18 protein-coding genes are annotated in these 25,064 nt (G+C 72.0%); 12 read left to right on the top strand and 6 right to left on the bottom strand.

Annotated features, from left to right (window positions below):
* Positions 1–55: 55 nt before the first annotated feature.
* Positions 56–1,762 (bottom strand): serine/threonine protein kinase, encoded by a 1,707-nt coding sequence (locus QI554_RS02785; protein WP_281465379.1) that lies wholly within the window; start codon positions 1,760–1,762, stop codon positions 56–58.
* Positions 1,763–2,047: 285 nt separating this feature from the next.
* Here QI554_RS02785 and QI554_RS02780 point away from each other — a divergent pair, with 285 nt between their 5' ends.
* Genes QI554_RS02780 through QI554_RS02770 form a run of 3 tightly spaced genes read left to right on the top strand, consistent with a single transcriptional unit; the run spans position 2,048 to position 6,147 of the window.
* Positions 2,048–3,370: an NAD(P)/FAD-dependent oxidoreductase gene (locus tag QI554_RS02780; RefSeq protein WP_281465377.1), complete on the top strand. Its 1,323-nt coding sequence runs from the start codon at positions 2,048–2,050 to the stop codon at positions 3,368–3,370.
* A gap of 37 nt (positions 3,371–3,407) precedes the next feature.
* Positions 3,408–5,225 carry a glycoside hydrolase family 15 protein gene (locus QI554_RS02775; protein WP_281465375.1) on the top strand — a complete coding sequence of 606 codons (1,818 nt, stop codon included), beginning with the start codon at positions 3,408–3,410 and terminating at the stop codon, positions 5,223–5,225.
* A 1-nt stretch (position 5,226) separates the two neighbouring features.
* Positions 5,227–6,147, top strand: a complete 921-nt coding sequence (locus tag QI554_RS02770; RefSeq protein WP_425527901.1) for a cyclase family protein — start codon at positions 5,227–5,229, stop codon at positions 6,145–6,147.
* On the opposite strand, the gene cydB is transcribed toward QI554_RS02770, so the two are convergent.
* A complete protein-coding gene (cydB, locus tag QI554_RS02765) occupies positions 6,125–7,135 on the bottom strand; it encodes a cytochrome d ubiquinol oxidase subunit II (RefSeq protein ID WP_281465374.1) in 1,011 nt (336 codons plus the stop codon). The two genes, QI554_RS02770 and cydB, sit on opposite strands and share 23 nt — an antisense overlap.
* Positions 7,136–7,144: 9 nt before the next feature.
* Positions 7,145–8,527: a cytochrome ubiquinol oxidase subunit I gene (locus tag QI554_RS02760; RefSeq protein ID WP_281465372.1), complete on the bottom strand. Its 1,383-nt coding sequence runs from the start codon at positions 8,525–8,527 to the stop codon at positions 7,145–7,147.
* 195 nt (positions 8,528–8,722) lie between these two features.
* On the opposite strand from QI554_RS02760, the gene QI554_RS02755 reads away from it, so the two are divergent.
* The 5 genes from QI554_RS02755 to QI554_RS02735 all read left to right on the top strand — a co-directional run bounded on the left by QI554_RS02755 (position 8,723) and on the right by QI554_RS02735 (position 17,857).
* Positions 8,723–9,250 carry a gluconokinase gene (locus QI554_RS02755; RefSeq protein ID WP_281465370.1) on the top strand — a complete coding sequence of 176 codons (528 nt, stop codon included), beginning with the start codon at positions 8,723–8,725 and terminating at the stop codon, positions 9,248–9,250.
* A gap of 225 nt (positions 9,251–9,475) precedes the next feature.
* A complete protein-coding gene (locus tag QI554_RS02750; protein WP_281465368.1) occupies positions 9,476–11,056 on the top strand; it encodes a GMC oxidoreductase in 1,581 nt (526 codons plus the stop codon).
* A 25-nt stretch (positions 11,057–11,081) separates the two neighbouring features.
* Positions 11,082–12,458 (top strand): glucose-6-phosphate dehydrogenase, encoded by a 1,377-nt coding sequence (zwf, locus tag QI554_RS02745; RefSeq protein ID WP_281465366.1) that lies wholly within the window; start codon positions 11,082–11,084, stop codon positions 12,456–12,458.
* 133 nt (positions 12,459–12,591) lie between these two features.
* Positions 12,592–13,545: a DUF389 domain-containing protein gene (locus QI554_RS02740; protein WP_281465364.1), complete on the top strand. Its 954-nt coding sequence runs from the start codon at positions 12,592–12,594 to the stop codon at positions 13,543–13,545.
* Between the two features lie 229 nt (positions 13,546–13,774).
* Positions 13,775–17,857: a bifunctional nitrate reductase/sulfite reductase flavoprotein subunit alpha gene (locus QI554_RS02735; protein WP_425527902.1), complete on the top strand. Its 4,083-nt coding sequence runs from the start codon at positions 13,775–13,777 to the stop codon at positions 17,855–17,857.
* A gap of 26 nt (positions 17,858–17,883) precedes the next feature.
* Here the strand turns inward: QI554_RS02735 and QI554_RS02730 are convergent, their stop codons facing one another.
* Positions 17,884–18,096: a hypothetical protein gene (locus tag QI554_RS02730; RefSeq protein WP_281465360.1), complete on the bottom strand. Its 213-nt coding sequence runs from the start codon at positions 18,094–18,096 to the stop codon at positions 17,884–17,886.
* Positions 18,097–18,202: 106 nt separating this feature from the next.
* On the opposite strand from QI554_RS02730, the gene QI554_RS02725 reads away from it, so the two are divergent.
* The gene (locus QI554_RS02725) at positions 18,203–18,580 is read left to right on the top strand and encodes a DUF2255 family protein (protein ID WP_281465358.1); all 378 of its coding nucleotides are present in this window, start codon (positions 18,203–18,205) and stop codon (positions 18,578–18,580) included.
* On the opposite strand, the gene QI554_RS02720 is transcribed toward QI554_RS02725, so the two are convergent.
* A complete protein-coding gene (locus tag QI554_RS02720; RefSeq protein WP_281465356.1) occupies positions 18,542–21,202 on the bottom strand; it encodes a helix-turn-helix transcriptional regulator in 2,661 nt (886 codons plus the stop codon). The two genes, QI554_RS02725 and QI554_RS02720, sit on opposite strands and share 39 nt — an antisense overlap.
* A 173-nt stretch (positions 21,203–21,375) precedes the next feature.
* Between QI554_RS02720 and QI554_RS02715 the strand changes: the two genes are divergently transcribed.
* From QI554_RS02715 to QI554_RS02705, 3 genes are read left to right on the top strand one after another with little or no spacing between them, the layout of a single operon-like run.
* Positions 21,376–22,656 carry an MFS transporter gene (locus tag QI554_RS02715; RefSeq protein ID WP_281465354.1) on the top strand — a complete coding sequence of 427 codons (1,281 nt, stop codon included), beginning with the start codon at positions 21,376–21,378 and terminating at the stop codon, positions 22,654–22,656.
* Between the two features lie 2 nt (positions 22,657–22,658).
* Positions 22,659–23,996 carry a carotenoid oxygenase family protein gene (locus QI554_RS02710; RefSeq protein ID WP_281465352.1) on the top strand — a complete coding sequence of 446 codons (1,338 nt, stop codon included), beginning with the start codon at positions 22,659–22,661 and terminating at the stop codon, positions 23,994–23,996.
* Between the two features lie 50 nt (positions 23,997–24,046).
* Complete coding sequence (locus QI554_RS02705) at positions 24,047–24,487, top strand: SRPBCC family protein (protein ID WP_281465350.1); 441 nt, start codon at positions 24,047–24,049, stop codon at positions 24,485–24,487.
* A gap of 79 nt (positions 24,488–24,566) precedes the next feature.
* Here the strand turns inward: QI554_RS02705 and QI554_RS02700 are convergent, their stop codons facing one another.
* Positions 24,567–24,992: a hypothetical protein gene (locus tag QI554_RS02700; protein WP_281465348.1), complete on the bottom strand. Its 426-nt coding sequence runs from the start codon at positions 24,990–24,992 to the stop codon at positions 24,567–24,569.
* Between the last annotated feature and the right edge of the window lie 72 nt (positions 24,993–25,064).

Here is a 25,064-nt window from a genome sequence, read left to right as displayed (position 1 = left end):
GTTCGGGGTGCCGGGGCCGCGATCCGTCGGCGGAGTCGTCGTCGACCGCGCCGGATCAGGTGGGGATCCAGATCTGGGCGTGGAGGCCGGTCGTGCACGTCTGTGCGGTCACGCGCTTGCCGAGGCCGACCGCGGTGAGGCACGAGGCGTTCTTGACGTTGACCACCTGGTAGCCGCCCGGAACGGGTTCGAACTTCCAGACCTGCTGGATCGCCCAGGTGTCGCCGCGGACCTGGACGTCCCGGGTGGGGACGTCGAGGTCGAGCCAGCGCTTACGGTCCGTGCCGACGTTCATCAACAGCCAGCCGGGCTCGTTCAGTTCGGGCGGCGCCCACATGTACCAGCGCTCCGCGTCGGCGGCGCTGGGGACGCCGCCGACCACAGGGGTGCCGTCGGAGGTCCCGCCGCCGAACAGGTCGAGGGCCACGCCGTCGCGCGTCACCAAGGTGTAGGTGCCGGTCGGGAGTTGGTTGGGCACAGCATCGCGGTAGGTGTCGTCCGCAGTGGTGCCGGAGGGCGGGGACGTGGTGCCGGGCGCGACGGCCGTGGCACCGCCGGGGGCGGCGGGCGGCGGGTTCGTCAGCGGGCCGGTGGGCGCCTTGGACGCGGGCGGTGGCGTCGCCGGCGGGGCGGTGCCGGGGGATCCGGTCGCGCCGACCGGGTCCGGGCGCTGCCGGCCCTCGGCCTGAGGGCGCTGCGGATGCCCTCGGTCGGACAGGGTGACCGCGACGGTGGCCGCCGTGCCGGTGAGCAGCAGCGCGGTGGCGGCCGGTATGAGGATCCTGCGACGTCGGTGGACGAAACGCGCCGCCCTGCCGTCGCCGGGGCCGGGTGCGGCGGCCGACGCGGATTCCGTCGGGGCCGCGGCGGCGGGGTCCGCCGCAGCCGGCCCCTGACCGCTCGCCTCCCCCGGCACGCCGCCTTCCGCGAGCAGCGCCCGTACGGCGTCCGCCATCGTCTCGGCGTCCGGCCACCGGGCCGCCGGGGACTTGGCCAGGGCCCGTGCGACCAGTGCCCGGAGTCCTTCGGGCACGTCGCCGGGCAGGGGCGGCGGCGGTTCGCTGAGGTGTTTGTAGACGACCTCGAAGGCGGTGTCGCCGTCGAACGGGACCTGCCCGGCCAGGCATTCGTACAGCACGACGCCCAGCGAGTAGAGGTCCACGGCGGCCGTCGTCTCGCCGCGCGCGGCGGCCTCCGGGGCCTGGTAGTGCGCGGTGCCGAGCACGATGCCGGACTCGGTCAGGCGCGGGTCGAACCCCGGGGCCGCGATGCCGAAGTCGGCCAGCACGACCTCGGGCGCCGCGCCGGGCCCGGCGGTGTCGCCGCGGACGATGAGGTTGGCGGGCTTGAGGTCCCGGTGCACGATGCCCTCGCGGTGCGCGGCGGCGAGCGCGTCGAGGATCTGGGCGGCGAGGTGCAGGACGGTGCGGGCGGGCAGCGTACGGCGTTCGGCCAGCACGGCGCCGAGGGCCTCGCCGTCGACCAGTTCCATCACGAGGTAGGCGATGTCGCCGCCCGCGTACGGGGCCTGGCCGTAGTCGAACACCGCGACCACGCCGCGGTGGCTGAGCCGGGCCAGTGTGCGGGCCTCGGTGCGGAACCGGGCGGCGAACGCGGGGTCGCCGAGCAGCTGGGCCTTGAGGACCTTGACCGCGACGGCGCGGCCGAGCACGGCGTCCTCACCGGCCCAGACGTCGCCCATCGACCCGCCGCCGAGCCGCCGGGTCAGCCGGTACCGCCCGTTGAGAACCGCTCCCTGCACTTTCCCGCTCCCGTGATCCGGCAAAGACACGAGTCTCCCAGGCCGCGCGGGCCGCGGCGCGGCAAGGCCCCGGCTGCGGACGCCCGGCCCCTCGCCTCACGCGCCGGGCGCCTCGCGAAGGCCGGGTCGCCGACCCGGCGGGGCCGCCGTAGGCTCGATTTGGGCGCTTGGTGACGGTTTCCGTGGCCGGCCTTTGCGTGGAACGCGCTGTGAACGGCCCCCGCCGCCGGCTGAGGACTCCCCCGGCGATCGCCCGCAATGGCAGCACACGATGGGAACGCTGATATGGACAGCACGTCCGCGCGGCCCAAGGTCGTGATCATCGGAGGAGGCTTCGGGGGCCTGTTCGCCGCACGCGCTCTGCGTCACAGCCCGGTGGACGTGACGGTCGTGGACCGTGCCGGTCACCATCTGTTCCAGCCTTTGCTGTACCAGTGCGCCACCGGGATCCTGTCCGAGGGACAGATCGCGGTGCCGCTGCGCGCGCTGTTCAAGCACCACCGCAACACCGAGGTGATCCTGGCCGAGGTCTTCGACTTCGACGTCGCGGGACGCACCGTGTCGGCCCGCCGCCCCGGCGGTGAGCGCATCGAACTGCCCTACGACCACCTGATCGTCGCCGCCGGGGTGCACCAATCCTATTTCGGCCACGACGAGTTCGCCCGCTTCGCACCCGGCATGAAGAGCCTGTCCGACGCGCTCGCCATCCGTCGGCGCGTCTACGGGGCGTTCGAAGTGGCCGAGACGGCACGGGATCCGGACGAACGCCGGCGCCTGCTCACGTTCGCCCTGGTCGGCGCGGGGCCGACCGGCGTCGAACTCGCCGGCCAGCTACGCGAACTGGCGACGCACACACTCAGGTCCGAGTTCCGCGAGATCAAGCCCGAGGACGCGCGCGTCCTGCTGTTCGACGGAGGCGAGGCGCCGCTCGCGGCCTTCGGGCCCAAACTGGGCGCCACGGCGGCACGCACCCTGGCAAAGCTGGGGGTCGAGCTGTACATGCACACGGTGGTCACCCAGATCGACGCCGACGGCCTGGTGGCCCGCGACAAGGAGGGCACGGAGACCCGCCACGACGCCGGTACGGTCCTGTGGACCGCCGGCGTCCAGGCCCCCGCACTCGCCAAGACCTTGGCGGAGGCCACCGGCGCCCCCAGCGACCGGGCCGGGCGTATCTGCGTCGCACCCGACCTGACCGTTCCCGGGCACCCCGAGATCACGGTCATCGGCGACCTGATGAGCCTCGACAAACTGCCGGGTGTCGCGGAAGTCGCCATGCAGGGCGGGCTGTACGCCGCACACCGCATCAAGCGCGAGATCGCCGGCGACACGAAGGCCAAGCCGTTCCGCTACCGCGACCTGGGCTCGGCCGCGTACATCTCGCGCGGCAACGCCGTGGTCAGCGTGGGGCCCCTCCGCTTCGGCGGACTGATGGGCTGGCTGACCTGGTTGTTCATCCACATCGCCTTCCTCACCGGTTACCGCAACCGTGCGGGCGCGATTCTGACCTGGGCCACGGCCTTCAGCCGCGACGTGCGCCGCGAAAGGGCGTTCCTCACGTCCGGAATCGACGTGCACCGCGACCCGTACGCCTCGATCGATCCGTGAAGTGCCGTTCCGGCACGTGCCAGCTGGGAGTTCGTCGATGGACCGCTATCCGCTGATCGCCGACCACGGCCTGGTGGGAGACCTGCAGACCGTGGCTCTCGTCTCCAACAAGGGCGTGATGGACTGGTTCGCCACGCCCCGCTTCGACTCCCCGAGCGTCTTCGCCGCCCTGCTCGACCACGACCACGGCGGCCACTTCCGGATCGCGCCGGACGCGACCGACGTGACCTACCAGCAGCTGTACTACCCGGACACCGCGGTGCTGGTCACCCGGTTCATGTCCCCCGACGGCGTCGGCGAGCTGATGGACTGGATGCCGCCGCTGACCGGCCAGGCGACCGACCGCCACACGATCATCCGAGGGGTGCGCGCGGTGCGCGGCACCATCGACCTCAGCCTCGAGTGCAAGCCGCGCTTCGACTACGGGCGCGGGCGGCACGACCTCGAGGTCGACACGGACCACGCGGTCTTCCGCGGCCCCGGCACCGCGCTGTACCTGCACAGCAGCTTCCCGATCGAGCGGTCGGGCGACGACGTGCGCGGCCACCTGACCCTCAAGGCGGGCGAGGTGGCCGCGGTGGTGCTCACGGTGTGCGCGGCGGACTCACCCGCGCCCGCGAGGCCGACCAAGGAGCAGCTCTGGGAGGAGCTGTGGTCCACGGTGGACTTCTGGCAGACGTGGGTGCGCACCTCGAACTACCGCGGCCGCTGGCCCAGCATGGTGCGCCGCTCCGCGATCACGATCAAGCTGCTGACGTACGCGCCGACCGGCGCGCCGATCGCGGCCGCGACCATGGGCCTGCCGGAGCAGGTCGGCGGCGAGCGCAACTGGGACTACCGCTTCACGTGGGTCCGGGACGCCTCGCTGTCCATGAGAGCCCTGCTCGACCTGGGCTTCACCGAGGAGGCCGGCGCGTTCGCCCACTGGCTCGGCGCGCGGCTTCAGGAACGCGCGGACCTGCCGGGCGACCGGCTGCAGATCATGTACCGGGTCGACGGGGACCCGCATTTGTCCGAGGAGATCCTGGAGCACTTCGAGGGCTATCGCGGCTCCTACCCGGTCCGCGCGGGCAACGCGGCGATGGACCAGCTCCAGCTCGACATCTACGGCGAGGCGCTCTACGCGATGCACGAGGGGCGGCAGATCGGGCTCCGCAGCGGCTACGCCGGCTGGAAGACCGTGACGTCGACCCTCGACTGGCTGGCGGAGAACTGGGACCGGCCGGACGAGGGCATCTGGGAGACGCGCGGCGGGCGGAAGGACTTCACGTTCAGCCGGGTGATGACCTGGGTGGCCTTCGACCGCGCCATCTCCCTGGCGCAGGAGTACAGCCGGCCGGGGGACATCGTGTACTGGCGCGAGACCCGCGACGCGGTCCTGGAGCAGATCATGAGCCAGGGGTGGAGCGACAAGGAGCAGGCCCTGGTCCAGCACTACGGCGGTGACGTCCTCGACGCCTCGCTGCTGGTCATTCCGCGGGTCGGCATGCTCGCGCCCCAGGATCCGGCCTGGCTGTCCACGCTCGACGCGATGGACCGCAAGCTCGTGTCCGACAGCCTGGTCTACCGGTACGACCCGGCCGCGTCGCCCGACGGCCTGCGCGGCTCCGAGGGAACGTTCAGCCTCTGCACGTTCCTGTACGTCGACGCTCTGGCCCGCGCCGGGCGGCTGCGCCAAGCGCGGTACGCCTTCGAGAAGATGCTCACCTACTCGAACCATGTCGGGCTGTTCGCCGAGGAGATCGGCCCGACGGGCGAGCAACTGGGGAACTTCCCCCAGGCGTTCACGCATCTGTCCCTGATCATGGCGGCCACCACGCTGGACGAGGCCCTGGACGAGTTGGAGCGCCGCTGACATGGCCGGCGTGAGCGCGGCGGAGTTCCGCGCGCTGTACGAACGCTGCCGCGGCACGGTCCCGGCCGACGGGGCGCTCCGCGGCGCGCTGGACCGCATCACGCCGGACACCGTGGTCGCGGCGGCCCGCGAGGTCCGCGCCGGGGTCCACGTGAGCCTGGAGGCCCCGGTGGAGACGACGTCCGGTCCCGACAACCCCGAGCCCGCCGTCCACCGCATGACCGGAGGCGTCGCGAGCGACACCGGCGGAGGGGGCCTGGACTTCGCCAGGGACCGCATCGGGATGAACGTGCACGGCGACGCGTACAGCCACCTGGACGCGCTCTGCCATGTGATCTACGACGGCACCCTGTTCGGCGGCGTGGACGCGGCCACCGTGACGGCCGCCGGCGCGCAGGCGCTGTCGGTCGCACTGGCCCGGGACGGCATCGTCGGCCGCGGCGTCCTCCTCGACATCCCGCGGCTGCGCGACTCCCCCTGGTTGGAGCCGGGCGACCAGGTGACCGCCGACGAACTGGCGGCGGCCGAGGAGGCTCAGGACGTCCGCGTCGGTGCGGGCGACCTGCTGTTCGTCCGGGTCGGCCACCGCGCCCGCCGGACGCGGCTGGGTGCGTGGAACGCGGCGGAGGCGCGGGCCGGACTGCACCCGTACGCCATGGAGTTCGTGGCGGAACGCCAGGTGGCGGTGCTCGGCAGCGACGGCAACAACGACGCGGCGCCCAGCACCACGGAGGGCGTGGCCTTCCCCGTGCACGTGCTGGCGATACACGCGATGGGGATCCACCTCCTGGACTACCTGCGGTTCGAGGACCTGGTCCCGGTCTGCGAGGAGCAGGGCCGCTGGTCGTTCTTCTGCGTGATCGCCCCGCTGCGATTCCCGGCCGCCACGGGGTCCCCCGTCAATCCGATCGCGGTCCTGTGAACTCCTCCGCCGAGACCCGGCGCCGGAAGACGTGGTACGTCCAGCCCTGGTACAGCAGCACGAGCGGGAGGAAGACCGCCGCGATGACCGTCATCACCTTGAGCGCGTAGTCACCGGAAGCGCTGTTCTGCACGGTCAGGTTGAAGGCATGGCTGGTGCTGGAGACCATGAGCCGCGGGTACAGGTCGGTGAACATCGACACGATGGTCGTCGCGATCGCGATCGTGGTGGCGAAGAAGGCCCAGCCCTCCGAACGTCCGACCACCAGCCACGCCGCGGCGATGACGGCGATGACGGCGATGAGTTCGACGACGCTGGGCAGGACGCCCTTGCCGGCCGTCGCGTGCGTCCACGGCAGGAAGGCGAGCACGGCCAGGGCCGTAACCGGCGCGATCCGGCGGGCCAGGGTGGCGGACCGGCGCTCCAGTGTGCCGGTGGTCTTGAGCGTCATGAACGTGGCGCCGTGCAGGAGGCAGAGCAGGACCAGCGTGATGCCCGCGAAGACGGCGTAGCCGGAGAACAGGTCGCCGACGTTGCCGGTGTATTCGTGCTGCTGGTCGATCGGCACCCCGTGCAGCAGGCCGCCCAGGGTGAACCCGACGAGGAGCGGCACCAGCAGGCTGCCGACGGTGAGCAGGGTGTCCCACGTGCGCCGCCAGCGGACGCTGTCGACCTTGTTGCGGAACTCGAACGAGACCCCGCGCACGATCAGCCCGGCCAGCAGCAGGACCATGACCGCGTAGAAGCCGGAGAACGTGGTCGCGTACCACGGCGGGAACGCGGCGAACATGGCCGCGGCGGCGACGATCAGCCAGACCTCGTTGCCGTCCCACAGCGGCCCGATCGTGTTGATCGCCGCCCGTCTCCCCGCCTCGTCGCGGGCGACCACGGCGTGCAGCATGCCGACGCCGAGGTCGAAGCCCTCCAGGACGAAGAAGCCCGTCCACAGGACGGTCGTGACGATGAACCAGAACGTGGCGAACGCCATGGGGCATCCTCAGTAACTCGTCGGCGTGAGCGCCGCGTCCGCGACGGCCGGTGGTTCCAGTTCACGGCGGGCGTAGCGGGACATGAGAACGAAATCCACCACCGCCAGGGCCGCGTAGAGCAGGAAGAAGACGATGATGCTGGTGGCGACGGTCGCCGTGGTCACCGACGGCGAGACGCCTTCGCGGGTGAGCTGGATGCCCTGCACGATCCACGGCTGGCGCCCGTTCTCGGTCAGGAGCCAGCCCGCGGTGTTCATCAGGAACGGCAGGACGGCGGTCCAGACCGCGATGCGTAGGAACCACCGCGAGGTGCTGAGTTTTTTGCGCCACAGCAGCCACAGGCCCCAGAGGCCGACCAGCAGGACCACGACGGCGAGGTAGGCCATGACCCGCATGGACCAGTACTGGATGAAGATGTTCGGCACGTAGCCGCCGGGCCCGAACTGCTGCTGGTACTGGGCCTGGACGGTGTCGAGCCCGAGCACCTGGCCGTTCCAGTGGTTCGTGGCCAGCAGCGACAGCAGGTGCGGAATCTCGATGATCTTCGTGGGCGTGTGGTCGGCCTTGCCGCCGCCGATCTGGAAGACCGAGAACGAGCAGGGCTGGCACGTGGTCCACTGGGCCTCCGCGCCCGCGATCTTCATCGGCTGGTACTTGCCCTCGGTGACGCCGAGTTCGCTGCCGACGAGCATCGCGAGCAGGAGCGTCGGCACCAGGACGACCAGGGACAGCCTGGCGGAGGCGTGGAAGGCGAGCCGGTTCGAGCCCTTGCGCAGCTGCCAGGCGGACACGGCCAGCATGATGACCGAGCCGGTGACCAGCGAGGCCAGGATCACGTGCAGGTACGCGCGCAGGAAGACCGGGTTGGTGAACAGCTTCCACACGTCGTTGAGCTGCGGATTGCCCGTGGTCTGGTCGACCGTGTAGCCGACCGGGTGCTGCATCCAGGAGTTCGCCGCCATGATGAACGCCGCGGACAGCATGCCCCCGAGGGCCACCAGCCAGATCGTGGCCAGGTGGACCCGCTTGGGAAGCCGGCCCCAGCCGAACAGCCACAGCCCCAGGAACGTCGACTCCAGGAAGAACGCGGCCAGGCCCTCCATGGCCAGCGGCGCGCCGAACACGTCCCCGACCGTGCGCGAGTACGCCGACCAGTCCATGCCGAACTGGAACTCCTGCACGAGGCCGGTCACCACGCCGACCGCGATGTTGATCACCAGCAGGACGCCGAAGAACCGGGTCAGCCGCAGCAGTTCGGGACGTCCCGTGCGATGCCAGCCGGTCTGCAGGAGCGCGGTGAGCAGGCTCAGCCCGATGGTCACCGGCACGAAGAGGAAGTGGTACACCGACGTCATGGCGAACTGCAGCCTGGCGAGGTCCAGCTGGCTCATGTCGCTCCTCTCGGCAGGCCCGGGATCAGACAAACACGCCGACACCGGGCGGAACCGTTCGGCGCGCGGGGTTTAACCCGGCCGAGCGCGGGCCGTCCGGAGCAGCGCGGGCCGGTCGCCCCGGATCGCGCGATAATCCGGGGACCAGCAGATGTACGCCCTGCCCGTGGGCTCCCCAGAAAGGGCCGCGCAGCGATGCCCTCCTCCGCCGGCGGTCCCCCGGTCGTGATCGTGATGGGCGTGTCCGGGGCCGGGAAGACCCACGTCGCCTCACGGCTCGCGGAACGGCTCGGCCTGCCGTACCTGGACGCGGACGACCTCCACCCGCCCGAGAACCGCGCCAAGATGGCTTCCGGGCACCGCCTCGACGAGTCCGACCGGCGCCCCTGGCTGGCGGCGGTCACCGAGCGGATCCGGTCACTCACGGCCGGCCACCGGGGCGGCGTCATCGCCTGCTCCGCGCTCAAACGCGGGTACCGGGACCAGTTCCGCACGGCGGGGGCGGGCGTGTGGTTCGTCCAGCTCGACCTCGACCGCGCCACGGCCGCCGGGCGCATCGCCCACCGGCTCGGGCACTTCATGCCGCCGCAACTGCTCGACTCGCAGTTCGAGGACCTCGAGCCCCTCCAGGACGACGAGCCCGGCGCCGTCGTCGACGCGTCCGGGACCATGCCCGACACGGTGGAGGCGGCGATCCGCTCGCTGCCGGAGCAGGCCCGGTAGCCACCCCCGGCGGCACCGACCTGAGGTGCAGCCCCGCCGCCCCCGGTATAGCTTGCAAGAGACAGGACATGCCGCGCACGGGCGCGCCGACGTTCTGACGGACGCCCCCGTCGCCGGGTGTCGGGCCCCGAAGCAGCGGGCCTCATATGGCCGGGTCGGCTTCACGCCGCGGCCGATGAGCGGACAGACACCCCAGGGCATGCATCGACTCCGATGGGAAGCCCCATGGCTGGCGATCAGCACTACGACGTCATCGTCATCGGCACCGGCGCGGGCGGCGGCACGCTGGCCCACCGGCTGGCGTCGACCGGAACACGCGTCCTCCTGCTCGAGCGCGGCGGCTACCTGCCGCGCGAACGCGACAACTGGGACTCCTCCGCCGTCTTCGTCAAGGCCAAGTACCGTGCGCCGGAGTACTGGTACGACAAGGACGGCAACGCCTTCCCGCCCGAGGTGAACTACTACGTCGGCGGCAACACCAAGTTCTACGGCGCCGCGCTGTTCCGGCTGCGCCCCGAGGACTTCGGCGAACTCCGCCACCACGACGGGGTCTCCCCCGCCTGGCCGCTCGACTACCAGGACCTGGAGCCGTACTACACCCAGGCGGAGCAGCTGTACCTGGTGCACGGCCGCCACGGCGAGGACCCGACCGCGGGCCCGGCGAGCGCCCCGTACCCCTTCCCGCCGGTCGAGCACGAGCCGCGCATCCAGCAGCTGAGCGACGACCTGGAGAAGCACGGCCTGCACCCGTTCCACCTGCCGATCGGGGTGAACCTCACCCAGGACGGGGACGGCCGGGCCGCACACGGCAGCGCGTGCATCCGCTGCGACCGGGTGGACGGTTTCCCCTGCCTGCTGGGCGCGAAGTCCGACGCGCAGGTGATCTGCGTCGACCCGGCGCTTGAGCACGACAACGTCACGATGCTCACCCACGCGAACGTGCGCCGACTGGAGACCGATCCGGGCGGCCGGACCGTCACCGGCGTGGTCGTCGAACTCGCCGACGGCAGCACCGAGACCCTGGCGGCCGACATCGTCGTGGTCGCCTGCGGCGCGGTCAACTCCGCGCTCCTGCTGCTGCGTTCGGCGAACGACCGGCATCCGAACGGGCTGGCCAACGCCTCCGACGTCGTGGGCCGCAACTACATGCGGCACAACAACCTGGCCCTGATGGCCGTGTCGAAGGAGCCGAACCCCACCGCGTTCCAGAAGACCCTGGCGCTGCACGACTGGTACCTGGGCGCGGACGACTGGGACTTCCCGCTCGGCGGCATCCAGATGCTCGGCAAGTCCGACGCCGCGCAGATCCACGGCGAGGCGCCGCGCTGGGCCGGAGCCGTGTCCCCCGACATGCCGTTCGAGGTCATCGCGCACCACGCGGTCGACTTCTGGCTCTGCGGCGAGGACCTGCCGACCCCCGAGAACCGGGTGACGCTCGACGGCGACGGCAACGTCCACCTCGCGCTCGACGAGAAGAACAACATCGCCGGGCTCAAGCGGCTGCGCCACAAACTCCAGGGCATGCTCGGCAAGTTGGGGATGCACGAGCACCACCTGCTGCCGCACACCCTGTACCTGCACAAGGGCATGCCGATCGGCGCCACGGCCCACCAGGCCGGCACCGTGCGCTTCGGCACCGACCCCCGGACGTCCGCACTCGACGTCAACTGCAAGGCCCACGACCTGGACAACCTCTACGTCGTGGATACCAGCTTCTTCCCGAGCATCGGCGCGGTGAACCCGTCGCTGACGGCCATCGCCAACGCCCTGCGGGTCGGCGACCACCTCGTCGCGAGGCTGCGCTGACCCGGCGCGCATAGGAGAGCCCGACATGACGACACCACAGATCGACGCGCTGGTCATCTTCGGCGCCACCGGCGACCTGGCCAAGCTGGAGACGTTCCCCGCGCTGGTGGGGCTCGTCGAGCGCGGCGTCCTCGACGTCCCGGTGGTCGGGGTGGCCAAGACCGGCTGGGGTCTGGAGCAGTTCCGCGCGTACGCCGAGGCCTCGCTGACGCTCAACAAGCTCGACCCCGCATCCCCGGCGGCGGTCAAGCTCCTGGGCCTGCTGCGCTACGTCGACGGCGACCTGGACGACGACGCCACCTACACGGCCATGTCCGACGCGATGGGCAGCGGCGCACACGCCCTGTACTACCTGGAGGTCCCTCCCCCGCTGTTCGGCCGCATCGCGCAGGGCATCGCGACCGCCGGCCGGGCGGAGAACGCCCGCATCATGGTCGAGAAGCCCTTCGGCGACGACCTGGACAGCGCGCGCAAGCTCAACGACACGATGCACACGTACTTCGACGAGGACGCCATCTACCGCGTCGACCACTGGCTCGGGCTCGACCCGGTCGAGAACGTCCTGTTCGCGCGCTTCGCGAACTCGATCCTCGAACCGCTGCTGAACCGCACCTACGTCGAGTCGATCCAGATCACCATGGCGGAGGCCTTCGACGTCTCCGACCGGGGCCGGTTCTACGACCGCGCCGGAGCCGTACGCGACGTCGTCCAGAACCACATGCTGCAGGTCCTGGCCACCGTGCTCGCCGACCCGCCCTCCGGACAGGGGTTGCAGAGCTGGCGGTCCTCGAAGTCCACCGCCATCTCCTCGCTGCGCCCGCTCACCCCCGACCACATCGTGCGCGGCCAGTACGAGGGCTATCTCGACGTGGACGGCGTGGCCCCCGGCTCCACCGTCGAGACGTTCGCCGCGGTCCGCCTCGCGTCGGACTCGTGGCGCTGGGCCGACGTACCGATCCTCATCCGCGCGGGGAAGTGCCTCCCCGTGACCGCCACCGAGATCACGCTGCGCTTCCGCGCGGCCCCGCACGACGTGTTCGGGCTGCGCCCGACGCCCGCGACCAACGCGCTGCGCTTCCGCATCTGGCCCGAGGCGCAGGTGGGCCTCACCCTCGCCGGCAAGGCGCCCGGCGGCGGCTGGCGGGCCCAGCAGCAGGACCTGTCCTTCAGCGAGCCCCCGGGCTCCGACATGCGGCCGTACGACCGGCTCATCGGCGCCGCGCTCGACGGCGACCACTGGCTCTTCGCCCGCGAGGACACCGTCGAGGCGGCCTGGCGCGTCGTCGATCCGATCCTCGGGAACGTCGTCCCGGTGCACCCCTACGCCCGGGCCACCTGGGGCCCCAAGGAGGCCGACGCGCTGCTGTCGAACGGCGACACCTGGTACGACCCGGTCGCCTGAGCGCTCCCCGGACCCCGCGCCGCCGATCGGATGAACGCCGCGGCCGCCGCGGCGCCGACGGCACCGCCTCTGCCCGTCCGCTCGTTAGCCTGGTCGACGCGGAACCGCCGGGCGGGCACGACGGGAGACTCGGATGGACGTGGTCCACATCCGGATCGTGCTGCCGCCCGCGCTCACCGAGCGGACGCTGGAGCTGCTGACCGGCGACCCGCAGGTCCTCAACCTCGTGGTCACGAGCGCGTCGGCGCTCGGCCCGGGCGACGACGCGCTCGAGTGCGACGTGCTCAAGGGTGCCGCGAACAATCTGCTGCACGGGCTGCGCGCGCTGGGCGTCGACGACGCGGGGTCGATCGCGGTCGACGACGTCGAGGTGCTGTTCTCCCGGCGCGCCGCCGAGATCGAGGCCGCCCAGCCGCCGGCGCTCGTCCACGTACCGCTGTGGGCCGCGGTCGAGGCCGGCATCCGCGCCTCGGGCACCTACCTGCCGAGTTTCTACCTGCTTCTGGCCATCGCCGGCGTGATCGGCTCGGTCGGCATCATGACCAACTCCCAGATCCTCATCGTCGCCGCCATGGTGGTCGGACCCGAGTACGGCGCGATCAGCAGCATCGCCCTGGGCCTTGACCGACGCGACCGCCGCCGGATCCGCGCGGGCGCGGCCGCGCTGACGTTCGGCTTCCTGCTCGCCATCGCCGTCACACTGGCCTTCGCGGCGATCGCCCGCGCCGCGGACCTGGAGTCCCGGGCCTTCGAGCTCGGGCTGCGGCCCGTCTCCAACCTCATCGACACACCCGACTTCTTCTCCGTCGTCGTCGCCACCCTCGCCGGTGTCGTCGGCATCGTGTCGCTCACCGAGGCGCGCGGCAGCGCCCTCCTCGGCGTCTTCATCTCGGTGACCACGATCCCCGCGGCGTCGGACATCGCCGTCTCCATCGCCTTCGGCCAGTGGGACGAGGCGTGGGGATCCCTGCTGCAACTCCTGCTCAACGTGGTCGTGTTGGTGGTCGTCGGCTTCCTCGCCCTGCGGGGGCAGCGGCGCATCTGGGGCTACATGACCCGCCGGGCGAGCGCCGCGGCCGGTCACTAGCGCGCGGCCGCGCGAGCCGCGCCACGCGGACCGGTGCTCACAGCGCCGCCCGTCGCCCGTGCGGCGAGACGAAACATCGCGCGCCGCCGGGCGTGACCTGCGCGTCATCGCGGTTTCGTACGTTCGGCGGGGAGCCACTGGGAGGGAGCGCGCCGTGCCGGACGAGGAGGGGCAGGCAGGACAGTCCAAGGTCCGTACCGTGTGCTCGTACTGCGGTGTCGGCTGCGGCATGGTCCTCGACATCACGGTCGGACCGGACGGGCGGCGGACCGTCCGCAAGGCGTCCGGCGACAAGGCGCACCCGGCGAACTTCGGACGGCTGTGCACCAAGGGCGCCACGACCGCGGACATGCTCGCGGCCCCGGGTCGCCTCGCGACCGCGCTGACGCGCGCCGAGCGGGGCAGCGAGCCGGTCGCCACCACGCTGGACGACGCGATCGCCGAGACCGCGCGCCGCTTCCGCGCCGTCGTCGACGAGCACGGGCCCGACGCGTTCGCGCTCTACGTCTCCGGCCAGATGAGCCTGGAGGCCCAGTACCTGGCCAACAAGCTCGCCAAGGGCTTCGTCCGCACGAACCGGATCGAGTCCAACTCGCGGCTGTGCATGGCCGGCGCGGGCACCGGCTACAAGCTGTCCCTCGGCGCGGACGGCCCGCCCGGCTCGTACGAGGACTTCGAGAAGGCCGACGTCTTCCTGGTGATCGGCTCGAACATGGCCGACTGCCATCCGATCCTGTTCCTGCGCATGATGGAGCGGGTGAAGGCCGGGGCGAAGCTGATCGTCGTCGACCCGCGGCGCACCGCGACGGCGGAGAAGGCCGACCTGTTCCTGCAGATCAGCCCCGGTGCCGACCTGGCGCTGCTCAACGGCCTGCTGCACCTGCTCGTCGAGAACGGCGACACCGACCCGGAGTTCATCGCCGCGCACACCGAAGGATGGGAGGCGATACCGGAGTTCCTCGCCGACTACCCGCCCGCCGCGGTGGCAGCGCTGACCGGCATACCCGAGGCCGACATCCGCACCGCCGCACGCTGGATCGGCGAGGCCGGGGAGTGGATGTCGTGCTGGACGATGGGACTCAACCAGAGCACCCACGGCACGTGGAACACCAACGCGCTGGTGAACCTGCACCTGGCCACCGGCGCGATCTGCCGCCCCGGCAGCGGCCCGTTCTCGCTCACCGGTCAGCCCAACGCCATGGGCGGCCGCGAGATGGGCTACATGGGCCCGGGTCTGCCCGGCCAGCGCTCGGTCCTGGTCGCCGAGGACCGCGCGTTCACCGAGGACCTGTGGGGCCTGCCGCCCGGGACGCTCCGCGAGGACGGCGTCGGCAAGGGCACCGTCGAGATGTTCGAGCAGATGGCGGACGGCCGCATCAAGGCCTGCTGGATCATCTGCACCAACCCCGTCGCCTCGGTCGCCAACCGCAAGACGGTCATCAAAGGCCTCGAAGCCGCCGAATTCGTGGTCACGCAGGACGTGTTCGCCGACACCGAGACCAACGGCTACGCCGACGTCGTGCTGCCCGGCGCGCTGTGGACCGAGACCGAGGGCGTCCTGATCAACAGCGAGCGGAACCTCACGCTCGCCCGGCCCGCCGCCGACCCGCCCGGCGAGGCCGCGGCGGACTGGAAGATCATCGCCCGCGTCGCCCAGGCCATGGGCTACGCCGAGGCGTTCGCGTACGAGACGGCCGAGGACGTCTTCGAGGAGATCAAGCGCGCCCACAATCCGAAGACCGGGTACGACCTGCGCGGCGTCACCTACGACCGGCTGCGCGCCACGCCGGTCCAGTGGCCCGCCGCCCCGGGCGGCCCCGACCGCAACCCGATCCGCTACCTCGAAGCGCTGGGAGCGGGCACAGGGCCGACCTTCCCCACGGCCACCGGGCGGGCGGTGTTCTTCCCCCGCCCGCACATGCCCGCCAAGGAAATGCCGGACGACGACTACCCGTTCGTCCTCAACACCGGGCGCCTGCAACACCAGTGGCACACCCTCACCAAGACCGGCCGGGTCGACAAGCTGAACAAGCTCAACCCGGGCCCGTTCGTCGAGATCCACCCCGACGACGCCCGCACCCTCGGTCTGACGGACGGCGACTCCGTCGAGGTCGCCTCCCGCCGGGGCAAGGCCGTCCTGCCCGCTGTCGTCACCGACCGGGTCCTGCCCGGCTGCTGCTTCGCCCCGTTCCACTGGAACGACCTGTTCGGCGAGTATCTGAGCGTCAACGCCGTCACGAACGACGCCGTCGACCCGCTGTCCTTCCAACCGGAGTTGAAGGTCTGCGCGGTCGCCCTCGCGAAGAGCACGGCGCCGGTTGTGGTCGCGCCGACCCGCACTGCCGACAGCTCTGCCGACAGCTCTGCCGACAGCCCGACGTCCGCCGCCGAGACAGCGGACGCCCCGGCGGCGCAGGACGCCGCCGTCGCGGCCCTCGCCGACCTGCTGGGCATCCGCGACCTGGTCAGGCCCTCCTTCGACGAACGCGAACAGCTCTACCTCGCGGGCTTCCTCGCCGGTGTCCACACCGGAGCACCGGGGATCCCCGTCCTGCCGGCGACCGCCCCGCTGCGCCCCGACCACGCGCTGTGGGTCGACGGCATGCTCGCGGGCGCCTTCTCCCGCGCCCCGCTGCCCGGCGTGGCCGTGGGCACCGGCCTCGCGGCCGAGCCCGCGCCGGTCGCGTCGGCCGGGCGCCCGGTCGCGGTGCTGTGGGCCTCGCAGACCGGCAACGCCGAGGACTTCGCCGCCACCGTCGCCGCGCGGCTCACCGCCGCCGGGCACGACGTCACCCTGCTCGGCATGGACGACGCCGACCCCGCGGCCCTCCCCGCCACGGACGCGCTGCTCATCACCAGCACCTTCGGCGACGGCGACGCCCCCGACAACGGCAGCGGCTTCTGGGACACCCTCAACGCCACCACGGCGACGTTCGAGAACCTGCGCTACTCCGTCCTCGCGCTCGGCGACTCCTCCTACGACGACTTCTGCGGACACGGCCGCCGCCTCGACCGGCGCCTGGCGGAACTCGGCGCCACACGCCTCGCCGAACGCATCGACTGCGAACCGGACTTCGCCACCGCCGCCGACAGCTGGCTCGACCAGGTCATCGTGTCGCTTGCCGGCGACACCGCTACGGCGGCGCCCGCGGCAAGCCCGCGTCCGACCGTCCCACCGGCGCCCGCCCCGAACTCCCGTACATCCACGGCGGTTCCGGCGCCGCTGGTCGGCAACCGGCTCCTCAGCCTGCCCGGAGCCGCCAAGGAGGTCCGGCAGTTCACGTTCGACCTCGCCGGCGCCGGCCTGACCTACCAGGCGGGCGACGCGCTCAGCGTCCGCCCGACCAACAGCCCTGAGCTGGTCGCCGAATGGCTCGCGCTCACCGGCCTGGACCCCCACACGCCGGTCGAACTCGAAGGCCCCGGAGGGGTCGCCCTGGGCGAGGCGCTCCACCGGCACCTCGACATCGCGAAGGTCACCCCCGATTTGCTGCGGTTCCTCGCCGACCGGACCGGCGACCGCCACCTGCGCAAACTGCTCCGCCCCGACAACCACGGCGAACTCGCCCAGTGGTCCTGGGGGCGCCAGGCCGCCGACGCCCTCGCCGAACACCCCGTGCGCGCGACGGCCCAGGAATGGGCCGACGTCCTCAAGCCCCTCCGGAACCGCCTCTACTCCATCTCGTCGAGCCCCCGCACCGACCCCGCCAAGGTCTCCGTCACCGTCTCCGTCGTCCGCTACGACAACGCGGCGGGACACGCCCGGCACGGGGTCTGCTCCGCGTTCCTCGCGGACACCGCGCCGGGCACGCCGATACCGGTCCGCATCCAGCCCGCACCGCACTTCCGGCCGCCCGCCGACCCCCGCACCCCGATGATCATGGTCGGGCCCGGCACCGGCGTCGCCCCGTTCCTCGGCTTCCTCGACGACCGCCGCGCCCAGGGCCACACCGCCCCCAACTGGCTCTTCTTCGGCGAACAGCACCGGGCGACCGACTTCTACTACCAGGACGAGCTCGCCGAGCTGCGCTCCGACGGCGTCCTCGCCCGCCTCGACACCGCGTTCTCCCGCGACCAGCGCAGCAAGGTCTACGTCCAGGACCGCATGCACGAACACGGCCGCCGGCTGTGGGAATGGCTGGAGGACGGCGCCCACTTCTACGTCTGCGGCGATGCCTCCCGCATGGCCAAAGACGTGGACGCCGCCCTCCGCACACTGGTCGCCACCCACGGCGGCCTGACCGACGAGGCGGCGAGCGCGTACGTCAAGCGCCTCGCCGCCGACAAGCGCTACGTCCGTGACGTGTACTGAGCACGCGACACGCACCGCGGCGCGGGTCAGTCCCAGAGGGAGATCGCCAGGAGCAGGGCGGCCACCGCGACCAGCAGCCACGGCTCGGCCAGGACCAGGAGGCCGGTGAAGACCAGGGCGAAGTACGCGAGTGCCTTGGCGACGCGGCGCCGGGTCTTGTTCTTGTTCTTCTTCGTGCTCTTGCTCTTCTTGGCGTCGGTGTCGTTCGCCGCTTCGAGGTTCATGTCGATGTTCGTCATGGCTTCAGCGTCGTCGCGGGGGCACTCCGCTCGCGTCGGCGATGTCCGCCTATGTAGGTGATGACCACCGACGCGTAGGTAGTGCCCGTGCGGCGAAGGTCGTTCCATGAACACGGCGATGGATCGCGCGGAGATCGTCATTCGGGTACGGCACGCGGACGGCCGGTGGTCGGCCCGGACGGTCTGGGTGGTGGTGGTCGACGAAGAGGCCTACGTCCGCTCGGCGTTCGGGCGGCGCAGCGCCTGGTACCGCCGGCTCCTGCGGCACGCGGAGGCGGAGGTGGAGGTGGCCGGGGTACGGCTGACCGCGACCGTCCAGCCGGTGGACGACCCCGAGCTCGTCCAGCGCGTGTCCGGCGCGTATCGGGCCAAGTACGGGTTGGGTTGGCCCGGACCGGTGGAGTCGATGAACGGGCACGAGGCCGCGGCCACCACCATGCGGCTGCTAACGGATGTCGGGCAGGTCCCGCAGCTGCCGGCGTGAGGTGAGGCCGAGCTTGCGGAAGATGTTGCGCAGGTGCGCGTCGACCGTCCGCGGGCTGAGGAACAGCTTCGCCGCGACCTCCTTGGAGGTGGCGCCGTCGGCGACCAGGCGGGCGATGTGCACTTCCTGCATGGTCAGTTGGTCGGACGCCTTCGACGTGCGGCTGCGGGCCTGCTCGCCCGTGGCGCGCAGCTCGCCCGCGGCGCGTTCGGCGAACGCCTCGAGGCCGAGGTCCGACATCGCCTCGTGCGCGGCCCGCAGCGCGGTCCGGGCGTCACGCCGTCGGCCCTGGCGGCGCAGCCACTCCCCGTACAGCAGATGCGCCCGGGCGCGGTAGACGACCATCGCGCCGTCGTCGAGCAGGTCGACCGCCTCCTGATAGGCGGACTCGTCCTCGGTCACCAGGGCCCGTGCGTAGGCCTCGACGCCGAGACCCCACGCGTGCCGGCCCGCCCGCGTGCGCTCCTGGAGGGACGCCAGGGCCGCCGCGGCGACCTCGGTCTCACCGCAGCGTACGGCCGCCTCGACCAGTTCGGGCAGGGCGAGCCCCGCGGTGACGCTGGCGCCGTACTCGACCGCCCGTGTCGCGGCTTCGAGCGCGGCCGGGTAGTCGGCCAGGCCGTTGCCGACCACGGCCGCGGCCCACTGCTCGCTCAGGCTCATCTTGTGGTCCACGGACGCGAGTTCGGCGACCTCTTCGCGCCGCCCGCGCATCGCGGCCAGGTGGAGGCGCGGGTAGACCAGCGGTGCCGCGCCGGTGGCGCCGGCGATCGCCTCCTCCTCGGAGATCAGCTCCATCGCGGTGCCGAAGTCGCCCGCGTGCACGGACGCGGTGGCCTGCATGGCCAGTCCGATGGGCAGCGCGTGGAAGGAGCCCGTCTCGCGGCCGGCCGCGACGGCGCGGGTGGCGAAGCCGCGCAGGGCGGCGAAGTCCCACAGCTCGGAGGCCAGCATGAAGCCGAGAGACGGCCGCCTGGCCCACACCTCCGCTTCGGCGTCGGCGACGACGGGCTTGAGGATCTCCCCCGCCGCCGCGTGCCCGTCGCCGACCAGGCTGATCAGGCCGGCCAGGACCGCCGCGACGCCGGAGGTCGGCTCGTCCGGCAGCGAGGCCTTCACGGCGGCCTGCACCACCTCGTCGAGGTCGCCGAGCAGGAGGCCCATCTCGACGGCGTCCAGATAGCACTCCCGCGACCGGGCGGGGTCGGTGGCCGCGAGCCGGGCGGCGGCGCGCAGGACGTGCTCGGTGGGGCCTTCGTCGCCGCGGCGTCGGACGAACGACAGCCTGCCGCGGAGCAGGTCGGCCCTGGCGGCCTGGCCCGGATCGTCGGTCCGGACGGTGCCGAGCAGGTCGGCCGCCGTGTCGAAGTCGCCCACCGAGAGCTTGGCCTGGACGGCGGCGAGGACCCGCTCGGTGCGGCGGACCGGGTTGATCGTGAGCGCGGCCGAGCGTTCGAGGAAGGCCGCCGCCGCCGCGACGCCGCCGCGTTCCTGGGCGCGGGTGGCGGAGGCTTCGAGCTCGGCGGCGACCTGCTCGTCCGGGCCCGCGCCGGCCTGGGCGCGGTGCCAGGCCCGCCGGTCGGGGTCGGCGACCGGGTCGGTCACGGCGGCCAACGCCTCGTGCGCCCTGCGCCGGTCCTCCGGGGTCGCCGCGTGGTAGGCGGCCGAGCGCGCGAGGGGGTGGCTGAACCGGATCCGGGTGCCGAACTCGACGAGCGGGAGGGACTCCGCGACGGCGGACTTGCAGATACCGAGGACTCCGGCCGCACGCCACAGCAGGTCGGGGTCGCCGATCTGATCGGCGGCGGCGACGGTCACGAGCAGCCGGGCCGGCGGCGGCAGGAGGTCGAGGCGGGACCTGAAGCTCTGCTCGATCACGCTGGGGACGGAGTCGGGCTGGGCGAACCCGCCCGCCATCCCGGCGAGTCCGGCGGTCCTGGGGAGCTCCACCAGCGCGAGGGGGTTGCCGCGCGCCTCCGCCAGGATGCGGTCGCGTACCCGCTCGTCCAGCGGGGCGCGGACGGCCGCGGCCAGCAGCGCGCGGGCGTCGGCCTCGCCGAGGCCCTGGAGCGGGAGGCCGGGCAGTTCGTCCAGCCCGGGCAGCCGGCTGGGCTCACGCGCGGCGAACACGAGGGCGATCCGCTCGGCCGAGACCCGGCGGGCCAGGAAGGTCAGCGCCTTGGCCGACGCCTGGTCCAGCCAGTGCGCGTCGTCCACGACGCACAGGAGCGGGCGTTCCTGGACGGTCTCCACCAGCAGGCTCAGCGCGGCGACGCCGACCAGGAACGGGTCGGGTGTTCCGGTGTCGAGGCCGAAGGCGACCTCCAGCGCCTTGCGGTGCGGCGCCGACAGCGCCGGCATCAGGCCGGTCACGGGCGCGAGCAACTGGTGCAGCGCGGCGAACGGCAGCTCCATCTCGAACTCCGCACCGGACGCCTGCATGACGAGGAATCCGGTGGCGGCCTCGTCCAGACGCCGCAGCAGCGCGCTCTTGCCGATGCCCGGTTCACCGCGCAGGACCAGGGCGCCGCCCCGCCCCTGACGTGCCGCTTGCAGCAGGGCGTCGAGCCGGCGTATCTCGTCCCGACGGCCGATCAGCGCATCAGTGTTGTTCTCGGGCATGTCCGGGAACCTACGCGGTCACGAGCCGCGGGGAAACGGGGACTTGATCAACCAACACGATGGTCTTCGGTGGGATATCGGGGTGCTTCCGGTCGGCTAGGTACTCCCACGGGGAGTCACCTAGGTAATGACTACCGACGCGAGCGGTGGACGGCCGCTGCGAGTGTCGAGCCATGACCCGCACCGCACCGCACCGGACCACGACAGGCTGGATACCGCTGACGGTTCTGGCCACGGCCCAGTTCCTGGTCGTGCTGAGCACGTCGATCGTGAACGTCGCCCTCCCGCAGATCCGGGCCGGGCTCGACCTGTCGGGCACGGGCCAGACATGGACGGTCAACGCCTACGTCCTGGTCTTCGGCGCGCTGCTGCTGCCGGGCGGGCGCGCGGGTGACGTGTACGGCCTGCGGCGCGTGTTCCTGCTCGGCATCGGCTTGTTCGCCCTCGCCTCGCTGGGCGCGGCACTGGCGCCCACGGCGGCCGTGCTCATCGCGTGCAGGGCGGTCCAGGGCGTCGGCGCGGCGATGCTGGCGCCCACGGCGCTGGCCCTCGTCCTGACGCTGTATCCCGACAAGGAGCGGCGCGGCACCGCGCTCGGCGTGTGGGGCGCGGTCTCCGGTGCCGGCGGCGCGGCGGGCGTGCTGCTGAGCGGGCTGCTCACCAGCTGGTACGGCTGGCGCGCGGTGTTCGTCGTGATGGTGCCCCTCGCCGTGGGCGTCCTGGTGGCGACCTGGCGGCTGGTCGCGGCCGACACGCCGCGCGGCGGAAGCCTCGACGCGCCGGGCGCGGTGACGGTGACCGCGGGGCTGGTCGCGCTCACCTACGGACTGTCGGGCCCGTGGCCGTTCGCGGTGATCGGTGCGGTGCTGCTCGGCGTGTTCGTGGTGCTCCAGCGCCGCGCCGCCGAACCGCTGCTGCCGGCCCGGATGAGCGTGGTGGCCGTGCCCAACGTGCTGATGGCACTGCTGGGAGCGGTCTGGCTCGGCCTGTTCTACTTCCTGCCGCTCTACCAGCAACGAGTCCTCGGCTACTCGCCGTTGGAGGCGGGGCTGACCCAACTCCCCCTCGCCGTCATGATCACGCTCTCGTCGTGGGTCACCGGCAAGGTCGCGTGGCGCCGTGTGCTCCCCGTGGGCCTGCTGGTCCTCGCGGCCGGACTGGCCTGGCTGGCCCGGACCCCGTCCGACGGCACGTTCGCGGTGGACCTGCTGGGTCCGACGCTCCTCATCGGCGTGGGGCTGGGGGTGGCCTTCGTCCGGCTGACCGCGATGTCCTCCACCGGCGTCCCGCCCGCGGACAACGGCCTGGCCGGCGGGCTGGTCAACGCCACCCGGCAGATCGGCGGCGCCGTCGGCCTGTCCTTCCTGACCCGGCTCCCCTCCTACGGCGCGGCGTTCCTCGCCTGCGCCGCCGTGACCCTGACCATCTCCGCCCTCTCGATGCGAAAGGCCTGACCATGGCACTCGAAAAGCCGTACATCAGCGGCCACTTCACCCCCGTCACCGACGAGGTCACCGGCCACGAGCTGAAGGTCCGCGGCACGCTGCCGCCCGAGCTGGACGGCCGCTACTTCCGCAACGGCCACAACCCCAAGCCGGGCGTCACCCCCACGCACTGGTTCCGCGGCGACGGCATGATCCACGGCGTACGCCTGGCCGGCGGCCGGGCCGAGTGGTACCGCAACCGCTGGGTGCGCACCCCGTTCCTGGACGGCGTGCCGTTCACCGGGACCGAGCTCGACGTCAGCGCCGCCGCCACCAACATCATCTTCCACGGCGGCCGTTACCTGGCCCTGCAGGAGGCCAACCTGCCCTGGGAGGTCAGCGCCGAGCTCGACACCATCGGCGTCTACGACTTCGGCGGCAAGCTCACGAGCGCGATGACCGCGCACCCGAAGGAGGACCCGGAGACCGGCGAGCTGCACTTCTTCGGCTACAGCCCCTTCCCGCCGTACCTGACCTACTACGTGGCCGACGCCTCCGGCGCGATCGTCAGGTCCGAGGTCGTCGAGGGCTCCGGCCCTTCGCTCATGCACGACTTCGCCATCACCCGCGAGCACGTCGTCTTCGTCAACGCGCCGGTCGTCTTCGACCACGCCGAGCAGTCCGGCATCCCCTACCGCTGGCACGACGACGTCCCGCTGCGCATCGGTGTGATGCCGCGCGCCGGTGGCGCGACCACCTGGTTCGAGGTGGCCGACCAGGCGGCGCTGCTGCACGTCGCCAACGCCTACACCGACGCGCAGGGCCGGATCGTCCTCGAGGCGCCGCGCTTCGACCGTTCCGCGTGGGAGACCTCGTGGAAGTGGTGGGTCGGCGCCCCCGGTTACGGCGACAGCCCCGACGCCGGCTCGACGTTCCACCGGTGGACCATGGACCCGGCCACGGGGAAGGTGACCGACGAGGCCCTCAACGACCTGGTCACCGAGTTCCCGTCGATCAACGACGCGCACACCGGTTCCGCCAACCGATACAGCTACGCCATCGGCTTTCCCGGCGCCGGCCTGTCGGGGTACCACACCGTCAAGTTCGACACGCTCAGCGGCCGGGAGACGCTGCTCTCCCACGGCGAGGGCCGGATGCCCGGCGAGGCCGTCTTCGCGCCCGCCGCGGGCGGATCCGCCGAGGACGACGGCTACCTGCTCACCATCGTCAGCGACCTCAAGGCCGACGCCTCGGAACTGCTCGTGCTGGACGCGCGCGACCTGACCACCGTGGCCGCCGTCGAACTCCCCCGCCGAGTGCCGGCCGGCATCCACGGGCACTGGATCGCGGACCCCGAGCCGCAGGCCTGACCCGCCCCGAACCACCTCGACCGCCGACTCCCCGATTCCGAGGACCCGCCATGACCTACCCCACGAACATCGACGAGAACGCCCCCGTCGTCGCCGACCACACCATCCGGATCACCGCCTCCGTCGAGCGGGTCTGGGAGATCCACACCGCGATCGACGCGTGGCCCACCTGGCAGGACGGCGTGGACGTGGCCCGGCTCGACGGCCCCGTCGCCCCCGGCTCGACCTTCCACTGGGAGACCGCGGGCCTGTCCATCGACTCCACCGTCTACGCGGTCGAGGCCCCGCACCGCATCCTGTGGGGCGGCCCCGCGCACGGCATCACCGGCGTGCACGAGTGGACGTTCACCCAGGACGGCGACGAGGTCGTGGTCCACACCCGGGAGTCCTGGGCGGGTGCCCCGATCGACGCCGACCGCGACTACCTCGCCGTCGCCCTGGACGACTCGCTCACCGCGTGGCTCAACGCGCTGAAGAAGGCCGCGGAGTAGCGGCGCGTCGAAGGTCGGACGAGGCCCGGCGTCTCCCTGAACGCCGGGCCTCGTCCTCATGCGCGCCGACCGGCGGACGTCACACGGCACCACCGCACTTCCACGTCTGCGACACGCTGTCGTTCCAGATGCAGACGCGGGACTTGTAACCGGCGTCGTCGTAGTACCAGGTCGTGTAGTCGGAGGTGTTGGTGACGGTGTGCCGACCGGAGACGATCGTCCACCCCCCGTCCCCCTTGTGGTACCGCTCCAGGATCATGTCGCAGGTCTGACCGCGCCAGGACTGCACCAACCCCTGCGCGTACCACTTGCCGTGCTGCTTCTCGGTGTTCATCCACCCCTTGCAACTGCCGTCGGTCACCACCGAGGTGGGTTCGAACCCGTCGATGTGCACGGTGCCGGACGGGTCGGCCGGGGCCGCGACGGCGGCTCCGGACGCCGCGCCGACCAGAAGGAACGCACCGGCGGCGACCAGGCCCAGGGTCCTCGCGGAGTTCTTGCGCATCTCGTCTCCTCAACTCGGATTCGCCTCTTGGGAGTTGCGACGACACAGTGGTCCTCGGCGCAGGTGGGGCAG

Origin of the sequence: Yinghuangia seranimata (genome assembly GCF_029953285.1) — a bacterium.
Taxonomy (GTDB): domain Bacteria; phylum Actinomycetota; class Actinomycetes; order Streptomycetales; family Streptomycetaceae; genus Yinghuangia; species Yinghuangia seranimata.
The sequence above is the reverse complement of the archived record's forward strand: the minus strand, read 5'-3'. Positions and strand labels throughout refer to the sequence as shown.